Annotated in this window: 16 protein-coding genes; 7 read left to right on the forward strand and 9 right to left on the reverse strand. The window is 68.7% G+C overall.

Annotation, left to right across the window (positions count from 1 at the left end; translation table 11 throughout):
• Positions 1–94 precede the first annotated feature (94 nt).
• Positions 95–1,876, reverse strand: a complete 1,782-nt coding sequence (gene argS, locus HWX36_RS06625) for an arginine--tRNA ligase (RefSeq protein WP_175951402.1) — start codon at positions 1,874–1,876, stop codon at positions 95–97.
• A 200-nt stretch (positions 1,877–2,076) separates the two neighbouring features.
• On the opposite strand from argS, the gene HWX36_RS06630 reads away from it, so the two are divergent.
• The gene (locus HWX36_RS06630; protein ID WP_011353361.1) at positions 2,077–2,400 is read left to right on the forward strand and encodes a DUF1840 domain-containing protein; all 324 of its coding nucleotides are present in this window, start codon (positions 2,077–2,079) and stop codon (positions 2,398–2,400) included.
• A 113-nt stretch (positions 2,401–2,513) separates the two neighbouring features.
• On the opposite strand, the gene metH is transcribed toward HWX36_RS06630, so the two are convergent.
• The 5 genes from metH to HWX36_RS06655 all read right to left on the reverse strand — a co-directional run bounded on the left by metH (position 2,514) and on the right by HWX36_RS06655 (position 9,328).
• A complete protein-coding gene (gene metH, locus HWX36_RS06635; RefSeq protein WP_175951403.1) occupies positions 2,514–5,231 on the reverse strand; it encodes a methionine synthase in 2,718 nt (905 codons plus the stop codon).
• Positions 5,232–5,273: 42 nt separating this feature from the next.
• Positions 5,274–6,341, reverse strand: coding sequence for a homocysteine S-methyltransferase family protein (locus HWX36_RS06640; RefSeq protein WP_089446708.1), 1,068 nt, complete (start codon positions 6,339–6,341; stop codon positions 5,274–5,276).
• 202 nt (positions 6,342–6,543) lie between these two features.
• On the reverse strand, positions 6,544–6,801 hold the full coding sequence (locus HWX36_RS06645) for a DUF3567 domain-containing protein (protein ID WP_006477667.1): 258 nt from the start codon (positions 6,799–6,801) through the stop codon (positions 6,544–6,546).
• A gap of 253 nt (positions 6,802–7,054) precedes the next feature.
• A complete protein-coding gene (locus HWX36_RS06650; protein ID WP_175951404.1) occupies positions 7,055–8,347 on the reverse strand; it encodes a DUF3108 domain-containing protein in 1,293 nt (430 codons plus the stop codon).
• Positions 8,348–8,461: 114 nt separating this feature from the next.
• The gene (locus HWX36_RS06655) at positions 8,462–9,328 is read right to left on the reverse strand and encodes an IclR family transcriptional regulator (protein ID WP_175951405.1); all 867 of its coding nucleotides are present in this window, start codon (positions 9,326–9,328) and stop codon (positions 8,462–8,464) included.
• A 156-nt stretch (positions 9,329–9,484) separates the two neighbouring features.
• On the opposite strand from HWX36_RS06655, the gene HWX36_RS06660 reads away from it, so the two are divergent.
• From HWX36_RS06660 to rfaE2, 6 genes are all read left to right on the forward strand, one after another.
• On the forward strand, positions 9,485–10,477 hold the full coding sequence (locus HWX36_RS06660; protein ID WP_175951406.1) for a fumarylacetoacetate hydrolase family protein: 993 nt from the start codon (positions 9,485–9,487) through the stop codon (positions 10,475–10,477).
• 134 nt (positions 10,478–10,611) lie between these two features.
• Positions 10,612–11,439: an enoyl-CoA hydratase/isomerase family protein gene (locus HWX36_RS06665; protein ID WP_175951407.1), complete on the forward strand. Its 828-nt coding sequence runs from the start codon at positions 10,612–10,614 to the stop codon at positions 11,437–11,439.
• Between the two features lie 88 nt (positions 11,440–11,527).
• Positions 11,528–12,289 carry a PhaM family polyhydroxyalkanoate granule multifunctional regulatory protein gene (locus HWX36_RS06670; RefSeq protein WP_175951408.1) on the forward strand — a complete coding sequence of 254 codons (762 nt, stop codon included), beginning with the start codon at positions 11,528–11,530 and terminating at the stop codon, positions 12,287–12,289.
• A gap of 28 nt (positions 12,290–12,317) precedes the next feature.
• Entirely contained in the window at positions 12,318–13,544 is a 1,227-nt protein-coding gene (locus HWX36_RS06675; protein ID WP_175951409.1) for a patatin-like phospholipase family protein, read from the forward strand.
• 466 nt (positions 13,545–14,010) lie between these two features.
• Positions 14,011–14,889 carry a diiron oxygenase gene (locus HWX36_RS06680; protein WP_175951410.1) on the forward strand — a complete coding sequence of 293 codons (879 nt, stop codon included), beginning with the start codon at positions 14,011–14,013 and terminating at the stop codon, positions 14,887–14,889.
• Positions 14,890–15,043: 154 nt separating this feature from the next.
• A complete protein-coding gene (rfaE2, locus tag HWX36_RS06685) occupies positions 15,044–15,529 on the forward strand; it encodes a D-glycero-beta-D-manno-heptose 1-phosphate adenylyltransferase (RefSeq protein WP_069248974.1) in 486 nt (161 codons plus the stop codon).
• A gap of 16 nt (positions 15,530–15,545) precedes the next feature.
• On the opposite strand, the gene HWX36_RS06690 is transcribed toward rfaE2, so the two are convergent.
• The 3 genes from HWX36_RS06690 to HWX36_RS06700 all read right to left on the reverse strand — a co-directional run bounded on the left by HWX36_RS06690 (position 15,546) and on the right by HWX36_RS06700 (position 17,702).
• A complete protein-coding gene (locus HWX36_RS06690; protein ID WP_175951411.1) occupies positions 15,546–15,788 on the reverse strand; it encodes a hypothetical protein in 243 nt (80 codons plus the stop codon).
• 196 nt (positions 15,789–15,984) lie between these two features.
• Positions 15,985–16,785 carry a type III pantothenate kinase gene (locus tag HWX36_RS06695; RefSeq protein ID WP_175951412.1) on the reverse strand — a complete coding sequence of 267 codons (801 nt, stop codon included), beginning with the start codon at positions 16,783–16,785 and terminating at the stop codon, positions 15,985–15,987.
• Complete coding sequence (locus HWX36_RS06700) at positions 16,782–17,702, reverse strand: biotin--[acetyl-CoA-carboxylase] ligase (protein WP_175951413.1); 921 nt, start codon at positions 17,700–17,702, stop codon at positions 16,782–16,784. The genes HWX36_RS06695 and HWX36_RS06700 overlap by 4 nt, the downstream gene beginning before the upstream one ends.
• Positions 17,703–17,830: the final 128 nt, after the last annotated feature.

The following is a 17,830-nucleotide window of genomic DNA, read 5'->3' on the forward strand; positions in this document are numbered from 1 at the left end:
GAAAAGGCCACGGCGGGCTGTCCGACGGCGGGTTATCCGACGGTGGGCGCTCCTGCCGCGGCCATTCGCTGCCCGGTTCGGGCCGCTTGCTGCCTTACATCTTGGCGGGCGCGGACACGCCGAGCACCGCCAGACCATTCTCGAGCACCTGCCGGGTCGCGGCGAGCAGCGCGGCGCGCGCATTGCGCGGCGCTTCGTCGTCGACCAGCACGCGCTCCGCATTGTAGAACGAGTGGAATTCGCCAGCGAGGTCGCGCAGGTAGAACGCGACCGCGTGCGGCGCCAGCTCGTTCGCCGCGTGCGTGAGCATGTCCGGGTATTCGGCCAGCTTCTGCATCAGCGACGCCGCTTGCGCGCTCGTCAGCTGTGACAGGTCGGCGCCCGGCAGCTGCGCAACGTCGACGTTGTAGCGCGATTTCAGCTCGTTGAGCACCGAGCAGATCCGCGCATGCGCGTACTGGACGTAATAGACCGGGTTTTCGTCGTTCTGTTTCAGCGCGAGGTCGATGTCGAACACGAACTCGGTATCGGCCTTGCGCGAGATCAGGAAGAACCGCACCGCGTCGCGGCCGCGCGTGATGGTCGCCTCGTCGATCAGGTCGGGCGCCGCTTCCTGGCCCGCCGCCGCGCCACCCGACCATTCGATCAGGTCGCGCACCGTCACGTAGCTGCCCGCGCGCTTCGAGATCTTCACTTCCTGGCCGTCGCGCATCACGGTGACCATCTTGTGCAGCACGTAGTCGGGGTAGCCCTTCGGAATCCCGATGTGCAGGCCCTGCAGGCCGGCGCGCACGCGCGCGATCGTGCCGTGGTGGTCCGAGCCCTGGATGTTGATCACCTTCGTGAAGCCGCGCTCCCACTTCGTCACGTGGTACGCGACGTCCGGCACGAAGTACGTGTACGTGCCGTCCGACTTGCGCATCACGCGATCCTTGTCGTCGCCTTCGTCGGTCGTGCGCAGCCACAGCGCGCCGTCCTGCTCGTAGGTCATGCCGGCCTTGACCAGCGCGTCGACCGTCTTCTCGACACGGCCTTCGCTGTACAGCGACGACTCGAGGTAGTACTGGTCGAACTTCACGCCGAACGCCTGCAGGTCCATGTCCTGCTCGCGACGCAGGTACGTGACCGCGAACTTGCGGATCGCGTCGAGATCCTCGACGTCGCCCGCACCCTTGACCGGCTCGCCATCCGACGCGGCGACCGTTTCGCCGTTCAGGTAGTCGCGTGCGATGTCGGCGATGTATTCGCCGTTGTACGCGGCTTCCGGCCAGCCCGCGTCGCCCGGCTTCAGGCCGCGCGCGCGCGCCTGCGTCGAGATCGCGAGGTTGCCGATCTGCACGCCCGCGTCGTTGTAGTAGAACTCGCGGTGCACCGCATAGCCCTGGCTCGCGATCACGTTCGCGAGCACGTCGCCGAGCGCGGCCTGGCGGCCGTGGCCGACGTGCAGCGGGCCGGTCGGGTTCGCCGACACGAATTCGAGCAGCACCTGCTTGCCTTTCTCGCGATCCGACGTGCCGAACGCGCGGCCCTGGTCGAACACGGCGGCGATCACCGCCTGCTTCGCGGCGGCCGACAGGCGCAGGTTGATGAAGCCGGGGCCGGCGATCTCGGCGGCTTCGACGAGCCCTTGCGCGGCCGGCTGCGCGGTGAGGGCGGCGACGATCTGCTCGGCGAGCTGGCGCGGGTTCGTGCCGAGCGGTTTCGCGAGCTGCATCGCGACGTTGCACGCGACGTCGCCGTGCGCGGCGACCTTCGGGCGCTCCAGCGTGATGGCCGGGGAGACGAACGCTGCGTCGGCGCTTTTCAGCGCGTGTGCGACCTGCTTGACGCTATCCGCGAGCAGGGCTTCGAGGGTCTGTTTGTGTGCTGGCAGCATGCTGGTAGAAGGCTTCGTTGGTGGCGGCCGGAAACGCCGGCCCGCCGGCGCGCTTTTTAAGCGCGCGTTTCAGGGATCGCAGAATTTTAACAGGTGCTAATATGCCGCTCAGGCGGCCCGCGTCCGCGAGGCCGGACGCCGGTCTGCCGGCGTTCCCCAACTTCGCCGCGCAGGCACAACAAGATGAAAAGGGAATTGTCATGATTACGTTCAAGAGCAAGGCGGCACAGGATCTCGACGTGCTGAAGGATTTCGCCGTGTATGTGCTGGGTCTCGTCGGCAAGCAGCTGGGCGAGCGCGGTGTGATTACGCACGACGAACTGGACCACGCGATCGCGAAGCTGGAAGGCGCAGTCGCGCAGGCGAAGCAGGAACGCGCCGAGCACGCCGGCCATTTCCACGAGGACGAAGCCGACCACGCGCACCACGAAGTGCCGCCGAGCCTGGCCCAGCGCGTCGCGCCGTTCCTCACGATGCTGCGCGAGGCGAAAGCCGGCGAAGCCGACGTGCACTGGGGCTTCTGAGCTTCCTTGCCCGGCAGTACGAAAGGTCAAGTAAGGCAAGAAAAAGCCCGCTTCCGAGCGGGCTTTTTCTTTTTGTCTGACCAAACGGGTGGCCGGTGGCCCGTTCGCTTCGATCAGAGCTGCGGCGCGAGCGCGCGGCGCGCGTCGTCGAGCGACAGCGCCATGCGCCGCGCGTAATCCTCGAGCTGATCCTGCCCGATTTTGCCGACCGAGAAATAGCGGCTGTCCGGATGCGCGAGATAGAAGCCCGATACGCTCGCGGCCGGCAGCATCGCCAGCGAGTCGGTCACGCTCATGCCGATCTCGTCCGCGCGCAGCACGTCGAACATGTCGCGCTTCACGAGGTGATCCGGGCAGGCCGGGTAGCCGGGCGCCGGGCGGATGCCCGCGTACTTTTCCGCGATCAGCGCCTCGTTGTCGAGCGTTTCGCCGCTCGCGTAGCCCCACAGCTCGCGCCGCACGCGTGCGTGCATCGCTTCCGCGAACGCTTCAGCGAAGCGGTCGGCGAGCGCCTTCAGCATGATCGCGCTGTAGTCGTCGTGGTCGGCTTCGAACTGCTTTTCCTTCGCGTCGACGCCGAGGCCGGCCGTCACCGCGAACATCCCGATGTAGTCGGCGACGCCCGATTCCTTCGGCGCGATGAAGTCGGCGAGCGAGCGGTTCGGCCGCATCACGCCGTCGACCACCGGGCGCACGCTCTGCTGGCGCAGGTTGCGCCACGTGAGCAGCACTTCCGAGCGCGACTCGTCGCTGTAGATCTCGATGTCGTCGTCGTTGACGGTATTCGCCGGCAGCAGCGAGATCACGCCGCTCGCGGTCAGCCAGCGGCCCTGGATCAGGCGCGCGAGCATCGATTTCGCGTCGGAGAACACGCGTCGCGCCGATTCGCCGACGATCTCGTCGTTCAGGATCGCCGGGTACGGGCCCGCGAGATCCCAGGTCTGGAAGAACGGGCCCCAGTCGATGTACTGCGCGAGCTCGTTCAGATCGTAGTTCTTGAACACGCGGCGGCCGATGAACTTCGGCTTGACCGGCTGGTAGCCCGCCCAGTCGATCCTGGTCTTGTTCGCGCGCGCTTCGGCGAGCGTGACCATCGGCTGCGCCTTGCGGTTCGCGTGCTGGTCGCGGATGCGTTCGTAGTCGGACTTCAGCTCGTCGAGGTATTTCGCCGCGCCTTCGTCGGACAGCAGGCTGGAGGCGACCGACACCGAGCGCGACGCGTCCGGCACGTAGACCACCGGGCCTTCGTAGTGCGGCGCGATCTTCACGGCCGTGTGCACGCGCGAGGTCGTCGCGCCGCCGATCAGCAGCGGGATCTTCTTCACGCGGAAGTAGTCGTCGCGCTGCATTTCGGACGCGACGTACGCCATTTCCTCGAGGCTCGGCGTGATGAGACCCGACAGCCCGATGATGTCCGCGCCCTCGACCTTCGCCTTCGCGAGGATCTCGTTGCACGGGACCATCACGCCCATGTTGACGACTTCGAAGTTGTTGCACTGGAGCACGACCGACACGATGTTCTTGCCGATGTCGTGCACGTCGCCCTTCACGGTCGCGATGACGATCTTGCCCTTCGCGCGCACGTCGCCGCCGGCTTCCGCGAGCAGGCGCTTTTCTTCCTCGATGAACGGGATCAGGTGCGCGACGGCCTGCTTCATCACGCGCGCCGATTTCACGACCTGCGGCAGGAACATCTTGCCCTGGCCGAACAGGTCGCCGACGACGTTCATCCCGTCCATCAGCGGCCCTTCGATCACGTTGATCGGCCGGCCGCCGGCCGCGGCGATCTTCGCGCGCGCTTCTTCGGTATCTTCGACGATGAAGTTCGTGATGCCGTGCACGAGCGCGTGCGCGAGCCGCTTCTCGACCGGCTGGTTGCGCCACTCGAGATTCTCTTCCTTCTTCGCGGCGCCGGTCTTGAACTTGTCGGCGATCTCGAGCAGGCGGTCGGTCGAATCGTCACGGCGGTTCAGGATCACGTCCTCGACGCGCTCGCGCAGCTCCGGGTCGAGGTCGGCGTACACGCCGAGCTGGCCCGCGTTGACGATGCCCATGTCCATCCCCGCCTGGATCGCGTGGTACAGGAACACGGTGTGGATCGCCTCGCGCACCGGGTCGTTGCCGCGGAACGAGAACGACACGTTCGACACGCCGCCGCTCACCTTCGCGTACGGCAGGTTCCGCTTGATCCAGCGGGTCGCCTCGATGAAGTCGACCGCGTAGTTGTTGTGCTCCTCGATACCGGTCGCGACGGCGAAGATGTTCGGGTCGAAGATGATGTCTTCCGGCGGGAAGCCGACTTCGTTCACGAGGAAGTTGTACGAGCGTGTGCAGATCTCGATCTTGCGCGCGTAGGTGTCGGCCTGGCCGGTTTCGTCGAACGCCATCACGACGGCCGCCGCGCCGTAGCGGCGGATCAGGTGCGCGTGGTGGCGGAACGCGTCCTCGCCTTCCTTCAGCGAGATCGAGTTCACGATCGCCTTGCCCTGCACGCACTTCAGGCCCGCCTCGATCACCTCCCACTTCGACGAGTCGATCATGATCGGCACGCGCGCGATGTCCGGCTCCGATGCGATGAGATTCAGGAAGCGCACCATCGCCGCCTTCGAATCGAGCATCGCCTCGTCCATGTTGATGTCGATCACCTGCGCGCCGTTCTCGACCTGCTGGCGCGCGACCGCGAGCGCCTCGTCGAACTGGCCGTTGAGGATCATGCGTGCGAACGCCTTCGAGCCGGTGACGTTGGTGCGCTCACCGACGTTGATGAAGAGCGTCCCGGGCGTGACGTTGAAAGGCTCGAGGCCGGCGAGGCGCATCGTGTGATCGGTCATGGCGGTGCGAATTCTGGTGATGAAGGACGTAGGGCGGTCGGGTCAGGCGTTGTCGCTGTACTGGTTCGGCCAGCGGCGCGGCTTCACGTCGGCGAGCGCCTTCGCGATCTCGGCGATGTGTTCGGGCGTCGTGCCGCAGCAGCCGCCGGCGAGGTTCACGAGCCCGGCTTGCGCGAATTCCTTCAGGAGACCCGACGTGACGTCCGGCGTCTCGTCGAAGCCCGTCTCGGCCATCGGGTTCGGCAGGCCCGCGTTCGGGTAGCACGACACGTACGTGTCGCACAGCTTCGCGAGCTCGGCGATGTACGGGCGCATCAGCGCCGCGCCGAGCGCGCAGTTCAGGCCGAACGTGAGCGGCTTCGCATGGCGCAGCGAATTCCAGAACGCCTCGACCGTCTGGCCCGACAGGATCCGGCCCGACGCATCGGTGACGGTGCCCGAGATCATGATCGGCAGGCGCTCGCCGGTGTCCTCGAACAGCTCGTCGAGCGCGAACAGCGCGGCCTTTGCGTTCAGCGTGTCGAAGATCGTCTCGACGAGGAACAGGTCGACGCCGCCGTCGAGCAGCGCCTTCGCCTGCTGGTAGTACGACGCGCGCAGCTCGTCGAACGTGACGTTGCGTGCGCCCGGGTCGTTGACGTCCGGCGAGATGCTGGCCGTCTTCGGCGTCGGTCCGATCGCGCCCGCGACGAAGCGCGGCTTGTCCGGCGTCGCGTATTTTTCGGCCGCTTCGCGTGCGAGCTTCGCCGATTCGATGTTCATCTCGACGACGAGATCCTCCATCTCGTAGTCGGATTGCGCGACGGTCGTCGCGCCGAACGTGTTGGTCTCGACGATGTCGGCGCCGGCCGCGAAGTACTGGTCGTGGATCTCGCGGATGATCTGCGGCTGCGTGATCGACAGCAACTCGTTGTTGCCCTTGATGTCGCGCGGGAAATCCTTGAAGCGCTCGCCGCGATACGCGGCTTCGTCGAGCTTGTAGCGCTGGATCATCGTGCCCATTGCGCCGTCGAGGATCAGGATGCGCGATTTGAGCAGCGCAGGCAGTGCGGCGCCGCGCGTGTAGGGCGCGTCGAGCGGGACGGAAGCGGCGAGAGGAGTCGCAGACATGGGCGAAAGACCGGCGAAGACGGGAAAACCGTCATTGTAGCCGGTGCGCATGGGCGCCGCCCGGCCTCGCGCCGCGCCGGCCGGGCCGCCAAATGAAAACCCCCGCCGGCGAACCGGACGGGGGCATGATCGGAGTGCTCGCGGGTGCCGCGTCGATGCGCGGCGAATGGCCCGGCCGCGCGAGGCGCCGGGCCGCGGGTCGTCAGTGCAGCACGACGGGCATCATCATCAGGCTGTCGAATTGTCCGAGGAATTCGTCGACTTCGTCGAGTGACGGTTCATCCTCGATCAACTGCTTCACGTGCGCGCGGAATCGTTCGGCAAGTTCGCCGTCGATGAAGATTTCGCGCTGCGCGTTCTTGTCGACGATTTCATATCCGCCGGCGTTCATCAGGTGGTGGCCGGCCTGCGGCGCGAATTCGACGACGCAGTAGTTGGGGCTGTTGTAGATCATTTGCATGGCGGCACTCCTCTTCGCAGTGGCATCTGGCCTTGTTGTCCCCTAGGTGGGGCGAGCCTTGCCGGATTCAAGGGGCTTGCGCTGCACACCCTGTTCCCGTTGTGTAGGGTGTATCGGTTAGAAGCCGATGTCTATGAAACGTTTCCCATTGTCGGCCGGTGGACTGAAATAGTTGTTAAAGAGTGTCATCGGCCATTTCTCGGAAATCTGTAATCGGTCGAAATTGCCGAATCGCGCGCGTCCACGCGCGAGTTCACTGTGTGACAGGCGATGTGACAGGCGATGTGACAGGCGAGGACGCGGGCGGCGCAGCCGGTTGTGCGGGCGGTTGCACGGCGGCCGGCGGCGCGGGTTGTGCCGGTTCCGCGGCGGGAGCGGCCGATGCGTCGGGCGTCGGTGCACCGGCGGGCGCATGCATTGCGCCGCCCGCGGGTTCTTCGTCGGACGGCGCGCCCGGCGCCGCGAGCCGGCCATGCCACAACAGCTCGATCTGCGCGCCGTTCGGTTCGCTCTGCACGAGCCGCGCGGGCAGCCAGCCGAGCGACGGCGCGAGCCACATGTCGATGCGGCGCGTGTCGCCGTCGCGCCGCGGCAGGCGCATGAAGTGCCGCGCGCCGATGATGCCGGTCTGCGTCTGCACCTGCTCGTCGCCGATCACGGTGATCGGCCACGTCTCGCCGCTGTTGTTGTCGATCACGAAGAACTGCTGCGTGACGCCCGGCTTGTAGGCAGACGGATTGCCGCGCACGAGCCCCGACAACTGCATCAGCATGCTGAAGCGGTCCTGCACGCCGTCGGGCAGCGGCGCGTTGTTCGGCGTGCGCGTAAACACGACCTGGCGGATCTCGCGGTTGAAGATCGCGATGTCTTCCGGCCGCTTGCCGCGCTTCTCGACGTAGCGGTCGGGCGCGACGCCGAACGCGTCGATGCGGCCTTCGCTGCGGTAGGTGAACGGGCCGACGAACGGCACGGGCATCGACACCGACAGGTCGTAGGTATGCCCGTCGGTGCGCCAGTGGATCGTGCCGATCATATTCTGCATGCCGTTGTAGAACGTGTCGTACTGCAGGTCGCCGGACGGCGGCGCGGCGAACTTCACGCCGTTCGTCGCGGGGCCCGGCGTCGCGGCGCTGGCGGCGCCGGCAGCCGACGCGGCATCGGCGCCCGATGCGCCCGGCACGCCACTCGCCGCGGACGCGGCGGCCGGCGGCTCGCCGTGCTCGGCCGTTTGCGTCGACGTGAGGACCGGCTCAGGCGCGGGTTTCGGTGCGGCGGCCTTCGGGGCAGCCGGTGCGGGCGCGGCCGGACGCTCGACCGGCTTCGGCGCAGGCGGCGCGGGCTGGCGCTCGATCGGTTGCGGTTTCAGCAGCTCGATCTGCACGGGGACTTCGGCGGGTGCGGGCGGCGTGAATGCGTCGCGGTTGCGCATCAGCCAGAACGCGGCGAGCGCGTGCAGCACCAGCACGACGACGAGCGCAATGCCCACGCGCAGCCAGTGGCGGGGCAAAGCGTGACTCGGGCGGGTGTCGGCAGGCTGCATGGGCATCGGAACAGGATCGGAGCGTTCGCATGGCGTCGGGCGCGCCGCGCGCGCCACAGGAATCGGACTGCCGAATGCGCCGCGCGTTCGCGCTACGTGACGGGGCGGGTGCAGGACGCGTCAGGCGTCGCGCGCGTCAGGACTATAGCCGAGTTCGTAAGACAGTTTCTGCGCGCAGGCGCGCAGCGCGGTGTCGATCTCGCCGCCCCATGCAATGTCGAACGAGCCTTCCTGGCCGAGCGCGACGATCGCGAGCGCGAGTTCGCCGACCGCATCGAACACGGGCATGCAGAACGCGTGGATCGTCGGCAGCAGCATCCCCTCGACGCGCGCGGCCTCGTGCTTGCGCACGTCGGCGAGCGCCGCGTCGACCTCGTCGAGCGTGCGCGGGCCGCCGTGGTGCGGCGAGCGGCGGGTATCGGCGAGTTCGCGCTCGAGCATCGCGGCGGTCTTGCTGCGCGGCAGGTACGCGGCGAACAGCAGCCCCGTCGCGGAGCCGAGCAGCGGCATCACGTCGCCGAGCTTCAGAGACGCCTTCGCCGGGTGGCTCGATTCCATCCAGTGGACGATCGTCGGCCCCTGGTTGCCCCATACGGCGATGCCGACCGTCTGGTCGAGCCGGTCGCGGAATTCGGTCAGCGCGATCCGCGCGAGCTTCACGCCGTCGACGCGCGCGAGCCGCGCGAGCCCCATCTGCAGCGCGAAGCCGCCGAGCTCGTAGCGGCCCGAGACGGGGTCCTGCGACACCACGCCGAGCCGCGCGAAGCTGACCAGGTAGCGGTGTGCCTTTGCAGGACTCATGCCCGCGCGCTGAGCGAGGTCGCGCAGCATCATCGCGCGCGGCTCGCTCGTCAGCACGTCGAGCAGGCGGAAGCCGACCTCGATCGACTGGATGCCGGAACGGACCTTCCCGCCGTGCTCGCCGGAAGCGGCGTCGTCGGTGTCGGAGTCGGCGAGATCGTCGTCGGGAAGCGGGCTGGCAGGCATGGGCGGCAGGTGCGCGAAAGTGCGGCAGGAGTCGGGCTGGAAAACCGGGCCGAAAAATCGGGGCGAAAACGGCGCGCACAATCGCGGCGCGCCGCAGGGATTCACCATCGTAAAATAGATTCCCTCCATCGTCACTACAACGGCAGAGTCCCCCTTATGAAACTTGCTTCGCTGAAGGACGGCACGCGCGACGGCCAGCTGATCGTCGTGTCGCGCGACCTGCACACCGCGGCGATCGCCGATGCGATCGCGCCGACGCTGCAGCGCGTTCTCGACGACTGGGCGTTCTACGCGCCGCAGCTGCGCGACCTGTACGACGCGCTGAACCACGGCCGCGCGCGCAATGCGTTCGCGTTCGATCCGGCCAACTGCATGGCGCCGCTGCCGCGCGCGTTCCAGTGGGCCGACGGCTCCGCCTATGTGAACCATGTCGAGCTCGTGCGCCGCGCGCGCGGCGCGGAGATGCCGCCCGAATTCTGGACCGACCCGCTGATGTACCAGGGCGGCAGCGACGATTTTCTGGGGCCGCGCGACGACGTCGTGTGCCCGTCCGAGGAATGGGGTATCGATTTCGAGGCGGAAGTCGCGGTGATCACCGGCGACGTGCGGATGAGCGCGACGCCCGACGAAGCGCTGAAGGGCGTGCGGCTCGTCACGCTCGTGAACGACGTGTCGCTGCGCAACCTGATTCCGGCCGAGCTCGCGAAGGGCTTCGGCTTCTTCCAGAGCAAGCCGGCCACCGCATTTGCACCGGTCGCCGTGACGCCCGACGAGCTCGGCGACGAATGGCGCGAAGGCCGCGTGCACCGGCCGATGATCGTCCACTGGAACGGCAAGAAGGTCGGCCAGCCCGATGCGGGCACCGACATGGTGTTCCACTTCGGCCAGCTGATCGCGCACGCGGCGAAGACGCGCAACCTGCGCGCCGGCTCGATCGTCGGCTCGGGCACGGTGTCGAACAAGGACGCGAAGCGCGGCTACTGCTGCATCGCCGAGAAACGCTGCCTCGAGACGATCGAGCACGGCGCGCCGCAGACCGGGTTCATGCGCTACGGCGATACCGTGCGCATCGAGATGTTCGATACCGCCGGCAAGTCGATCTTCGGCGCGATCGAGCAGTCGGTCGCCCCGCCCGACGGCGCGGCGTAAGTCACGCGGGGCACGCAGCTCCGCCGTCGCGAAACCCGGGCCCGGCCCGCGCGCCGGGTTTCGCCTGATGTTTGCCCGCGCGGGCTTGGCTACACTCGATTCAGGGGCTCGAGAGCCTCGAGCAAGGAGCTGGCATGGCCAATCTCGCCGCTTACAGCGGTTACGAAGCACTGAAGGTGACGCGCCGCGACCATGGCGTGCTCGACATCGTGATGAGCGGCGAGGGCGCGAACCGCAGCGGCCTCGCGACCGCGAACGCACGCATGCATCGCGAGCTCGCCGACATCTGGCGCGACGTCGACCGTGATCCCGACACGCGCGTCGCGGTGATCCGCGGCGAAGGCAAGGGCTTCTCGGCAGGCGGCGATCTCGCGCTCGTCGAGGACATGGCGAAGGACTTCGACGTGCGCGCCCGCGTGTGGCGCGAGGCGCGCGACCTCGTCTACAACGTGATCAACTGCAGCAAGCCGATCGTGTCGGCGATGCATGGCCCGGCCGTCGGCGCCGGGCTCGTTGCGGGGCTGCTCGCGGACATCTCGATCGCCGCGAAGGATGCGCGCATCATCGACGGCCACACGCGGCTCGGCGTCGCGGCCGGCGACCACGCGGCGATCGTGTGGCCGCTGCTGTGCGGGATGGCGAAGGCGAAGTACTACCTGATGCTGTGCGAGCCCGTGAGCGGCGAGGAGGCCGAGCGGATCGGGCTGGTCTCGCTCGCGGTCGAGCCGGCCGACCTGCTGCCGAAGGCGTACGAAGTGGCCGAGCGGCTCGCGCACGGTTCGCAGTCGGCGATCCGCTGGACCAAGTACGCGTTGAACAACTGGCTGCGCACGGCCGGGCCGACCTTCGATACGTCGCTTGCGCTCGAATTCATGGGCTTCTCGGGGCCCGACGTGCAGGAAGGCATCCGCTCGCTGCGCGAGCGGCGCCCGCCCGAGTTTCCCGGCGACGCGCCGTTCTGATGCGCGCCGGCGCTATGATCGACCCAGGCGCGGCTCGCGCGATGCATGGCGGCCGCCTTGCCCTCACCCAGTCAACCAGGATGCCCGTATGACGACCGATGCCCCCGGCTCCAACCCTTTCGCCGGCTTTGCCGGCTTCAAGCCCGCCGACATGATGGACCGCATGTGGGACATGATGCGGATGTCGCCGTTCGGCGGGATGACGTCGTTTCCGGGCGCCACGCACGGGCTGCCGCCGTCGCTGTCGAGCATGTCCGACATGATGGCGCCGCTCACGAGCGTCGAGGAGCTCGACAAGCGGATCACCGATCTGCGCGCGGTCGAGCAGTGGCTGAAGCTCAATCTCGGGATGCTGCAGTCCGCGATCCAGGCGCTCGAGGTACAGCGCGCGACGCTCGCGACGCTGCGTGCGTTCGGCGCGTTTGCGCAGAGCTCGATGTCAGCGGCCGAGGAGGCGGCCGTCGCGGCCGCGCATGCGGCGAAACAGGCATCGGGCGACGCACCGCCGGCCCCGGATGCCGACGCGTCGGATGCGGCGGCGGGCGACGCCGCGCAGCAGGCGTTCGATCCGTCGGGCTGGTGGAACCTGCTGCAGTCGCAGTTCAACCAGCTCGCGAGCCTCGCGATGGCGCAGCCGGGCATGCAGCCCGCCGCGCCGGGCGAGGCGCCGGCGGACGCGGCTGCGCCGCCGGAGCCGGCCGCGAAGCCGGCACCGGCCGCCGCCGCGCCGCGCAAGCCTGCGGCGAAGCGCGCGAAGTCGACCGGTGCGAGCGGTGCGGCCGGTTCGGCCGCGGCGCGCGCGGCGGCCGCTTCGTCGCCCGAAACCCGCCCGCCGAAGCGCTCGACGTGACGCGGCGCAGGTAGCAGGCAGGTCGACCATGCGGCTCGCGCTCGTTCTGATGGGAGGCGGCGCACGTGCCGCCTATCAGGTCGGCGTGCTGAAGGCGCTGGCCGAGATCGCGCGCGAAGCCGATCCGCAGCGGCACACGCTGCCGTTCGCGGTCGTGTGCGGCTCGTCGGCCGGCGCGATCAACGCGACGTCGATCGCGAGCCACGCAGACGACTTTTCCCACGGCGTGCGGCGCCTGCTCGAGTTCTGGGAGCCGTTGCGCGCCGACTACGTGTATCGCACCGACTGGCTCGGCATCGCGGCCGCCGGCGCGCGCTGGCTCGCGACGATGACGTTCGGCTGGGCGGCCCGCCGTTCGCCGCGCGGGCTGCTCGACAACGCGCCGCTCGCGCACCTGCTGCAGCGCGAGCTGAGTTTCCACCGGATCGAGCAGATGCTCGAAGCGCGCCTGCTGCACGCGCTCGCGGTGACGGCGCTCAGCTATTCGAGCGGGCGGCACCTGACGTTCTACCAGGCGGCCGAGCCGATCCAGGCGTGGCGCCGCGCGCAACGCACCGCACGGCTCGTCGACCTGTCGGCGTCGCACCTGCTCGCGTCGTCGGCGATTCCATTCGTGTTCCCGGCCGTGCCGCTCGTGCTCGACGGGCAGATCGAATACTTCGGCGACGGGTCGATCCGGCAGATCGCACCGCTGTCGCCGGCAATCCATTTCGGCGCGGACCGGATCGTCGTGGTCGGTGCGGCCGACCCGCGGCCCGAGATTCCGGCCGCGAACGGCGCCGGGCTGGTACGCGGCTACCCGACGCTCGCGCAGATCGGCCAGCAGGTGCTCGCGAGCGTGTTCCTCGACTCGATCGGCTCGGATATCGAGCGCATCGAACACATCAACCGGATGATCGAGCACCTGCCGCAGCAGGTCGAGGTGGGCAGCGGCTGGCGGCACGTCGATGTGCTCGCGATCGCGCCGTCCGAGCGCATCGAGCTGATCGCCGCGAAGCACCTGAAGCAGATGCCGGCGACGATGCGCGGGCTGCTCGGCGCGATCGGCGGCAGCCAGCCGGCCGGCGCGTCGTTCGCGAGCTACCTGCTGTTCGAGGAGGCGTTCACGCGCGAACTGATCGAGCTCGGCTATCGTGACGGGCGCGCGCAGCGCGACACGTTGGCCGGCTGGATCGCGCGGGCGGACGGCGGCAGCGTGCCGGCCGCCGGCATACCGCCGGAAGACGGCCTCGCGACCGGCGAAATACGGGTCTGATGCGCCGAAATGGTGCGTGGTTGCGTTTTCGCGACGGCCAGCCGCGACCGATCGCCGCACCGCGAATGGCGGAGCGCGACCGGCCAGGCGTCTCGGAACCGTCATGGACGCGTGCTATCATGGCCGCCGCCGTATACACCATATCGAACAGCCCGCCGATCCGGCATCCGCACGGGACCCTTCGGGGCACCCGCCTGGGGCAGGGGACGGGCGCGTCACGAGCCGGCCAGCGCCGGCCCCCACACAGGCAAGTGCGCAGCCGGTTCCGTTCGCGCGGAGCATGGTTGCGGCATGCCGCAACGGCGGCGGCGCGGCCGCCCGGCTGCCGGACGAGCAATCTGAGTCCGGTCGGTCGGTTTCACGCGTAAAATTACAGTCTTGGCCGCAAAAAGCGCGCTTGGCGCGCCGCTGCGGCAACAGTCACGTTTAGAGAAGTCGCATTGCGCAGAACAGGGGTGGGACCATCATGAACACCATGCTTTATCCGGAACTTTACCGATCGCTCGAAGCTGTCCGCTGGGACATGGAGAAGGACATTCCGTGGGACAGGTTCGATGCTTCGCTGCTGACCGACGAGCAGGCGAAGACGATCAAGATGAACGCGATCACCGAATGGTCGGCGCTGCCCGCGACGGAAATGTTCCTGCGCGACAACCAGCACGACAGCGACTTTTCCGCGTTCATGAGCGTGTGGTTCTTCGAGGAGCAGAAGCATTCGCTCGTACTGATGGAATACCTGCGCCGTTTCCGGCCGGAGATGGTGCCGACCGAAGAGGAACTGCACGCGGTGCGCTTCGAATTCGATCCGGCGCCGCCGCTCGAGACGCTGATGCTGCACTTCTGCGGCGAGATCCGCCTGAACCACTGGTACCGCTGCGCGGCCGACTGGCATACCGAGCCGGTCATCAAGCAGATCTACGAAACGATCTCGCGCGATGAAGCGCGCCACGGCGGCGCGTACCTGCGCTACATGAAGAAGGCGCTGAACAACTGCGGCGACGTTGCGCGTGCCGCGTTCGCGAAGATCGGCGTGCTGATGGCGTCGGCGCGCCGCACCGAGAAGCCGCTGCACCCGACCAACCTGCACGTGAACCAGGCGCTGTTCCCGCGCGACACCGTGCAGTCGCGCCTGCCCGATCCGGAATGGCTCGAGCGCTGGCTCGACGAGCAGATCCGGTTTGACGGCGAGTGGGAAAAGAAGGTCGTCGAGCGGATCCTGCACAACCTGTCGATCCTGTTCGAGCGTACGTTCGCGACCGCGCAGGAGTTGAACCGCTACCGCAAGGAAGTGACCAGCCGCCTGCAGGCCGAAAGCGGCCCGTCGTCGGCCGCGCAGCCGGCCTGAGGCTGGTTGGCGCCGCAGCCAGCCGGCGTGAAGCGCGCCGGCCGCGTTGCGCGATGCCGTACCCGTTGCATGAAGCCCGCCCGGTCAGTCCGGCGGGCTTTTTATCTGGCGCCGCCGCCGCGCGCGCCGTTGTTCATTCCGTCCAGCCTCCATCATGTCCGCCACCTTCGAACGCAAGCTGATCACCCGTGATGCCCTCGTCGCCCTGCGTGCGTCACTGCCGTCACCCGTCGTGTTCACCAACGGCGTATTCGACATCCTGCATCGTGGCCACGTCACGTATCTCGCCGACGCGAAAGCGCTCGGCGCATGCCTGATCGTCGGTGTGAACAGCGACGCGTCGGTACGCATGCTCGGCAAGGGCGACGACCGGCCGATCAATCGCGAGGAAGATCGCGCGGCGCTGCTCGCGGCGCTGGAAAGCGTCGACTGGGTCGTGACGTTCGAGGAAAAGACGCCGGTGTCGCTGATCGAGGCCGTCCGGCCGGACATTCTCGTGAAGGGGGGCGACTACGACATGGATGCGTTGCCGGAGTCGGCGCTGGTGCGCGGCTGGGGCGGCCGCGCGCTGGCGATTCCGTTCGAGCACGATCGCTCGACTACCGCGTTGCTGAAGAAGGTGCGCGCGCAACAGTCCTGAGCGCAGTCCGGCGCCGTCAGGGCGCGGACGCCGCGAGCGGCTCGGCCGTGACGGCAGGCGGCGTGATCGGGCCGCCGATGACGGGCTGGTCGGTTGCCTGCGCGAGCGGCGTCACGCGCAGCGCATCGGGCCGCACCTGCCGCGCCAGCACGCCCGGTTCGCGCGGGCCGGCCGCCGGCAGCGGCCCGAACACGCCGCGTGCCGCCACGAACGCAAGCATGTTGGCGAGAAAGAGAACAGCGATCAGCCAGCGCAGCATCGTCGACACTCCTCGTCGTCATTGACGTGGTTCACGTCATTCAATCGGGCCGGCCGCATCGCCGGCTATTTCACGCCTTCCGGTGACCGTGCGTGCGGGCTGCCGTCGTGGCGCCGCCCGTTCTTCACCGTCATCTTGACGCAGGCCCGCATGGGCTCGCGTCGCCGTGCGCCGGCGCGCTGCCGGCGCCTTTCCGTCACGCCTGCGCCGCCGGTGCGGCCGCGGCTTCCGCGGCGATCAGCGCGAGCCCGGACAGGATCAGTGCATCGTGCCGGGTATGCGGGACCGTCAGCGCACGCGCGACGTCGTCCGCCGCGCCGCCTGCCAGCACGAGCCGCACGGGCGCCTGCCAGGCATCCGCGAGATCGCGCCACGCGCGTTCGATCAGCCCGGCCTGTGCGTACAGGCAGCCGGCCGACAGCGAGCGCGGCGTATCGACCTGGAACGGCTCCGCTTGCGCATCTGCAAGCAGGCCGCTTGCGATATCGGTGGTCAGCGTCGGCAACTGCGCGGTGTGCGTGCCGAGCGCGCGCATCATCAGTGCCCACCCCGGCGCGATCAGACCGCCCGTGAAGCGGCCGTCCGCGCGCAGTGCCTCGAGCGTCGTCGCGGTGCCGAACGTCGCGATCAGCAGATGCTCGCCGGGAAAGGCCGCGTGCGCGCCGATCAGGCCGGCCCAGCGGTCGCTGCCGAGCTGGTCGGGCGTCGTATAGCCGTTCGTCACGCCGCATTGCGCGGGGCGCGAGCGTATCGTCGTGCGCGGCAGGCCCGGCCAGCGGGCGTCGAGCAGCGCGTCGATCCGGGCGGCCACGTCGGCGCCCGCGACGTTCGAGATCCATGCGTCGTGCGGACGCGGCAGGCTCGACCAGTCGGGATCGGCGCCGCCGTCGCGTGCGTGGCCGAACGCGCCGGTCTGGACAAGCGTGCGCTGCGCATCGGCGAGCGCCCACTTGATCCGGCTGTTGCCGGCGTCGATCAGCAGGTGCGGCTCGCTCATTGCGCTTCGCGCAGCGACACGTCGCCGGCCGCGATCGCCTGCATGCCGTTCGGCGTATCGAGCAGCAACTGGCCGGTCGCATCGATACCCGTTGCGATGCCGCGTGCGCGTTCGACGCCCTGTTCGAGCAGGACGACTTCGCGGCCGGCGTACGCGTGCAATGCGTGCCAGCGCGGCAGGAACGGCGCGAGCCCGTCGGTGCCGAACTGCGCGAGCGCGGGCGTGAGCGCGTTCAGCGACGCGGCGAGCGTATCGGTGAGGTTGGCCGATGCGCACGCGATCGACAGCGCGGCCGGCGGCAGCCCGATCGCGAGGGTCGCTTCGCGCGCGCGCAGCGCGTCGACCTGCGCGGCGACGGCTTCCGCGCCGTGCACGTTGATGCCGAAGCCGATCACGACGGCGGTCGCGTCGGCGGTGGTCCAGACGGTTTCGATCAGGATCCCGGCGAGCTTGCCGACGATGCGCGGCGCGCCGTCGTCGGTGGCCGTCAGCAGCAGGTCGTTCGGCCATTTGAGCGCGACGCGCGAGCGGGCGTCGAGCGGCAGCGCGGCCAGCCCTTCGGCGAGCGCGACGCCGATCGCGATACTGAGGCCGCCGAGCGCGTCGACAGGGCGCGGCACGATGCAGCCGACCGAGCAGAGGAGCGCATTGCCGGGCTGCGCGAACCACGGGCGGCCCTGCCGGCCGCGGCCGGCCGTCTGTTCGAACGCGACGCGCACGAGCGGCGCGGGCAACGCGTTCGCGCTGCGCGGCAGCGCCTTGAGCCGCGCCGCGACGTCGGCGTTGGTCGAGCCGGTGGCGGCGACGATGTCGAGCGGCCACGCACGCGGCGCGGCGTCCAGGTGCGCCTCGAGCCGGTTGCGTGCGATGTGCGCGTCGCCGGAATCGGGCGTGTCGGTGGAGGTGGGGGCGTTCATGGGGCTATTGTAGCGACAGGGGGCGGGGGCGCGTCGGGAAGCCGGCGAAGCGTTTGTCGGGGCGCTTGCTTGGATCGTCGCGACGCATTGGCCCGAATTTCGTTGCCGCCAAGAGAAGATGTCGCGTG

Source organism: Burkholderia sp. BCC0405 (genome assembly GCF_902833075.1).
Lineage (GTDB): Bacteria > Pseudomonadota > Gammaproteobacteria > Burkholderiales > Burkholderiaceae > Burkholderia.

Bases quoted from the DNA above. Each gene is read 5' to 3' on its own strand.
- argS (WP_175951402.1), bottom strand. From the start codon at position 1,876: ATGCTGCCAGCACACAAACAGACCCTCGAAGCCCTGCTCGCGGATAGC.
- HWX36_RS06630 (WP_011353361.1), top strand. From the start codon at position 2,077: ATGATTACGTTCAAGAGCAAGGCGGCACAGGATCTCGACGTGCTGAAG.
- metH (WP_175951403.1), bottom strand. From the start codon at position 5,231: ATGACCGATCACACGATGCGCCTCGCCGGCCTCGAGCCTTTCAACGTC.
- HWX36_RS06640 (WP_089446708.1), bottom strand. From the start codon at position 6,341: ATGTCTGCGACTCCTCTCGCCGCTTCCGTCCCGCTCGACGCGCCCTAC.
- HWX36_RS06645 (WP_006477667.1), bottom strand. From the start codon at position 6,801: ATGCAAATGATCTACAACAGCCCCAACTACTGCGTCGTCGAATTCGCG.
- HWX36_RS06650 (WP_175951404.1), bottom strand. From the start codon at position 8,347: ATGCCCATGCAGCCTGCCGACACCCGCCCGAGTCACGCTTTGCCCCGC.
- HWX36_RS06655 (WP_175951405.1), bottom strand. From the start codon at position 9,328: ATGCCTGCCAGCCCGCTTCCCGACGACGATCTCGCCGACTCCGACACC.
- HWX36_RS06660 (WP_175951406.1), top strand. From the start codon at position 9,485: ATGAAACTTGCTTCGCTGAAGGACGGCACGCGCGACGGCCAGCTGATC.
- HWX36_RS06665 (WP_175951407.1), top strand. From the start codon at position 10,612: ATGGCCAATCTCGCCGCTTACAGCGGTTACGAAGCACTGAAGGTGACG.
- HWX36_RS06670 (WP_175951408.1), top strand. From the start codon at position 11,528: ATGACGACCGATGCCCCCGGCTCCAACCCTTTCGCCGGCTTTGCCGGC.
- HWX36_RS06675 (WP_175951409.1), top strand. From the start codon at position 12,318: ATGCGGCTCGCGCTCGTTCTGATGGGAGGCGGCGCACGTGCCGCCTAT.
- HWX36_RS06680 (WP_175951410.1), top strand. From the start codon at position 14,011: ATGAACACCATGCTTTATCCGGAACTTTACCGATCGCTCGAAGCTGTC.
- rfaE2 (WP_069248974.1), top strand. From the start codon at position 15,044: ATGTCCGCCACCTTCGAACGCAAGCTGATCACCCGTGATGCCCTCGTC.
- HWX36_RS06690 (WP_175951411.1), bottom strand. From the start codon at position 15,788: ATGCTGCGCTGGCTGATCGCTGTTCTCTTTCTCGCCAACATGCTTGCG.
- HWX36_RS06695 (WP_175951412.1), bottom strand. From the start codon at position 16,785: ATGAGCGAGCCGCACCTGCTGATCGACGCCGGCAACAGCCGGATCAAG.
- HWX36_RS06700 (WP_175951413.1), bottom strand. From the start codon at position 17,702: ATGAACGCCCCCACCTCCACCGACACGCCCGATTCCGGCGACGCGCAC.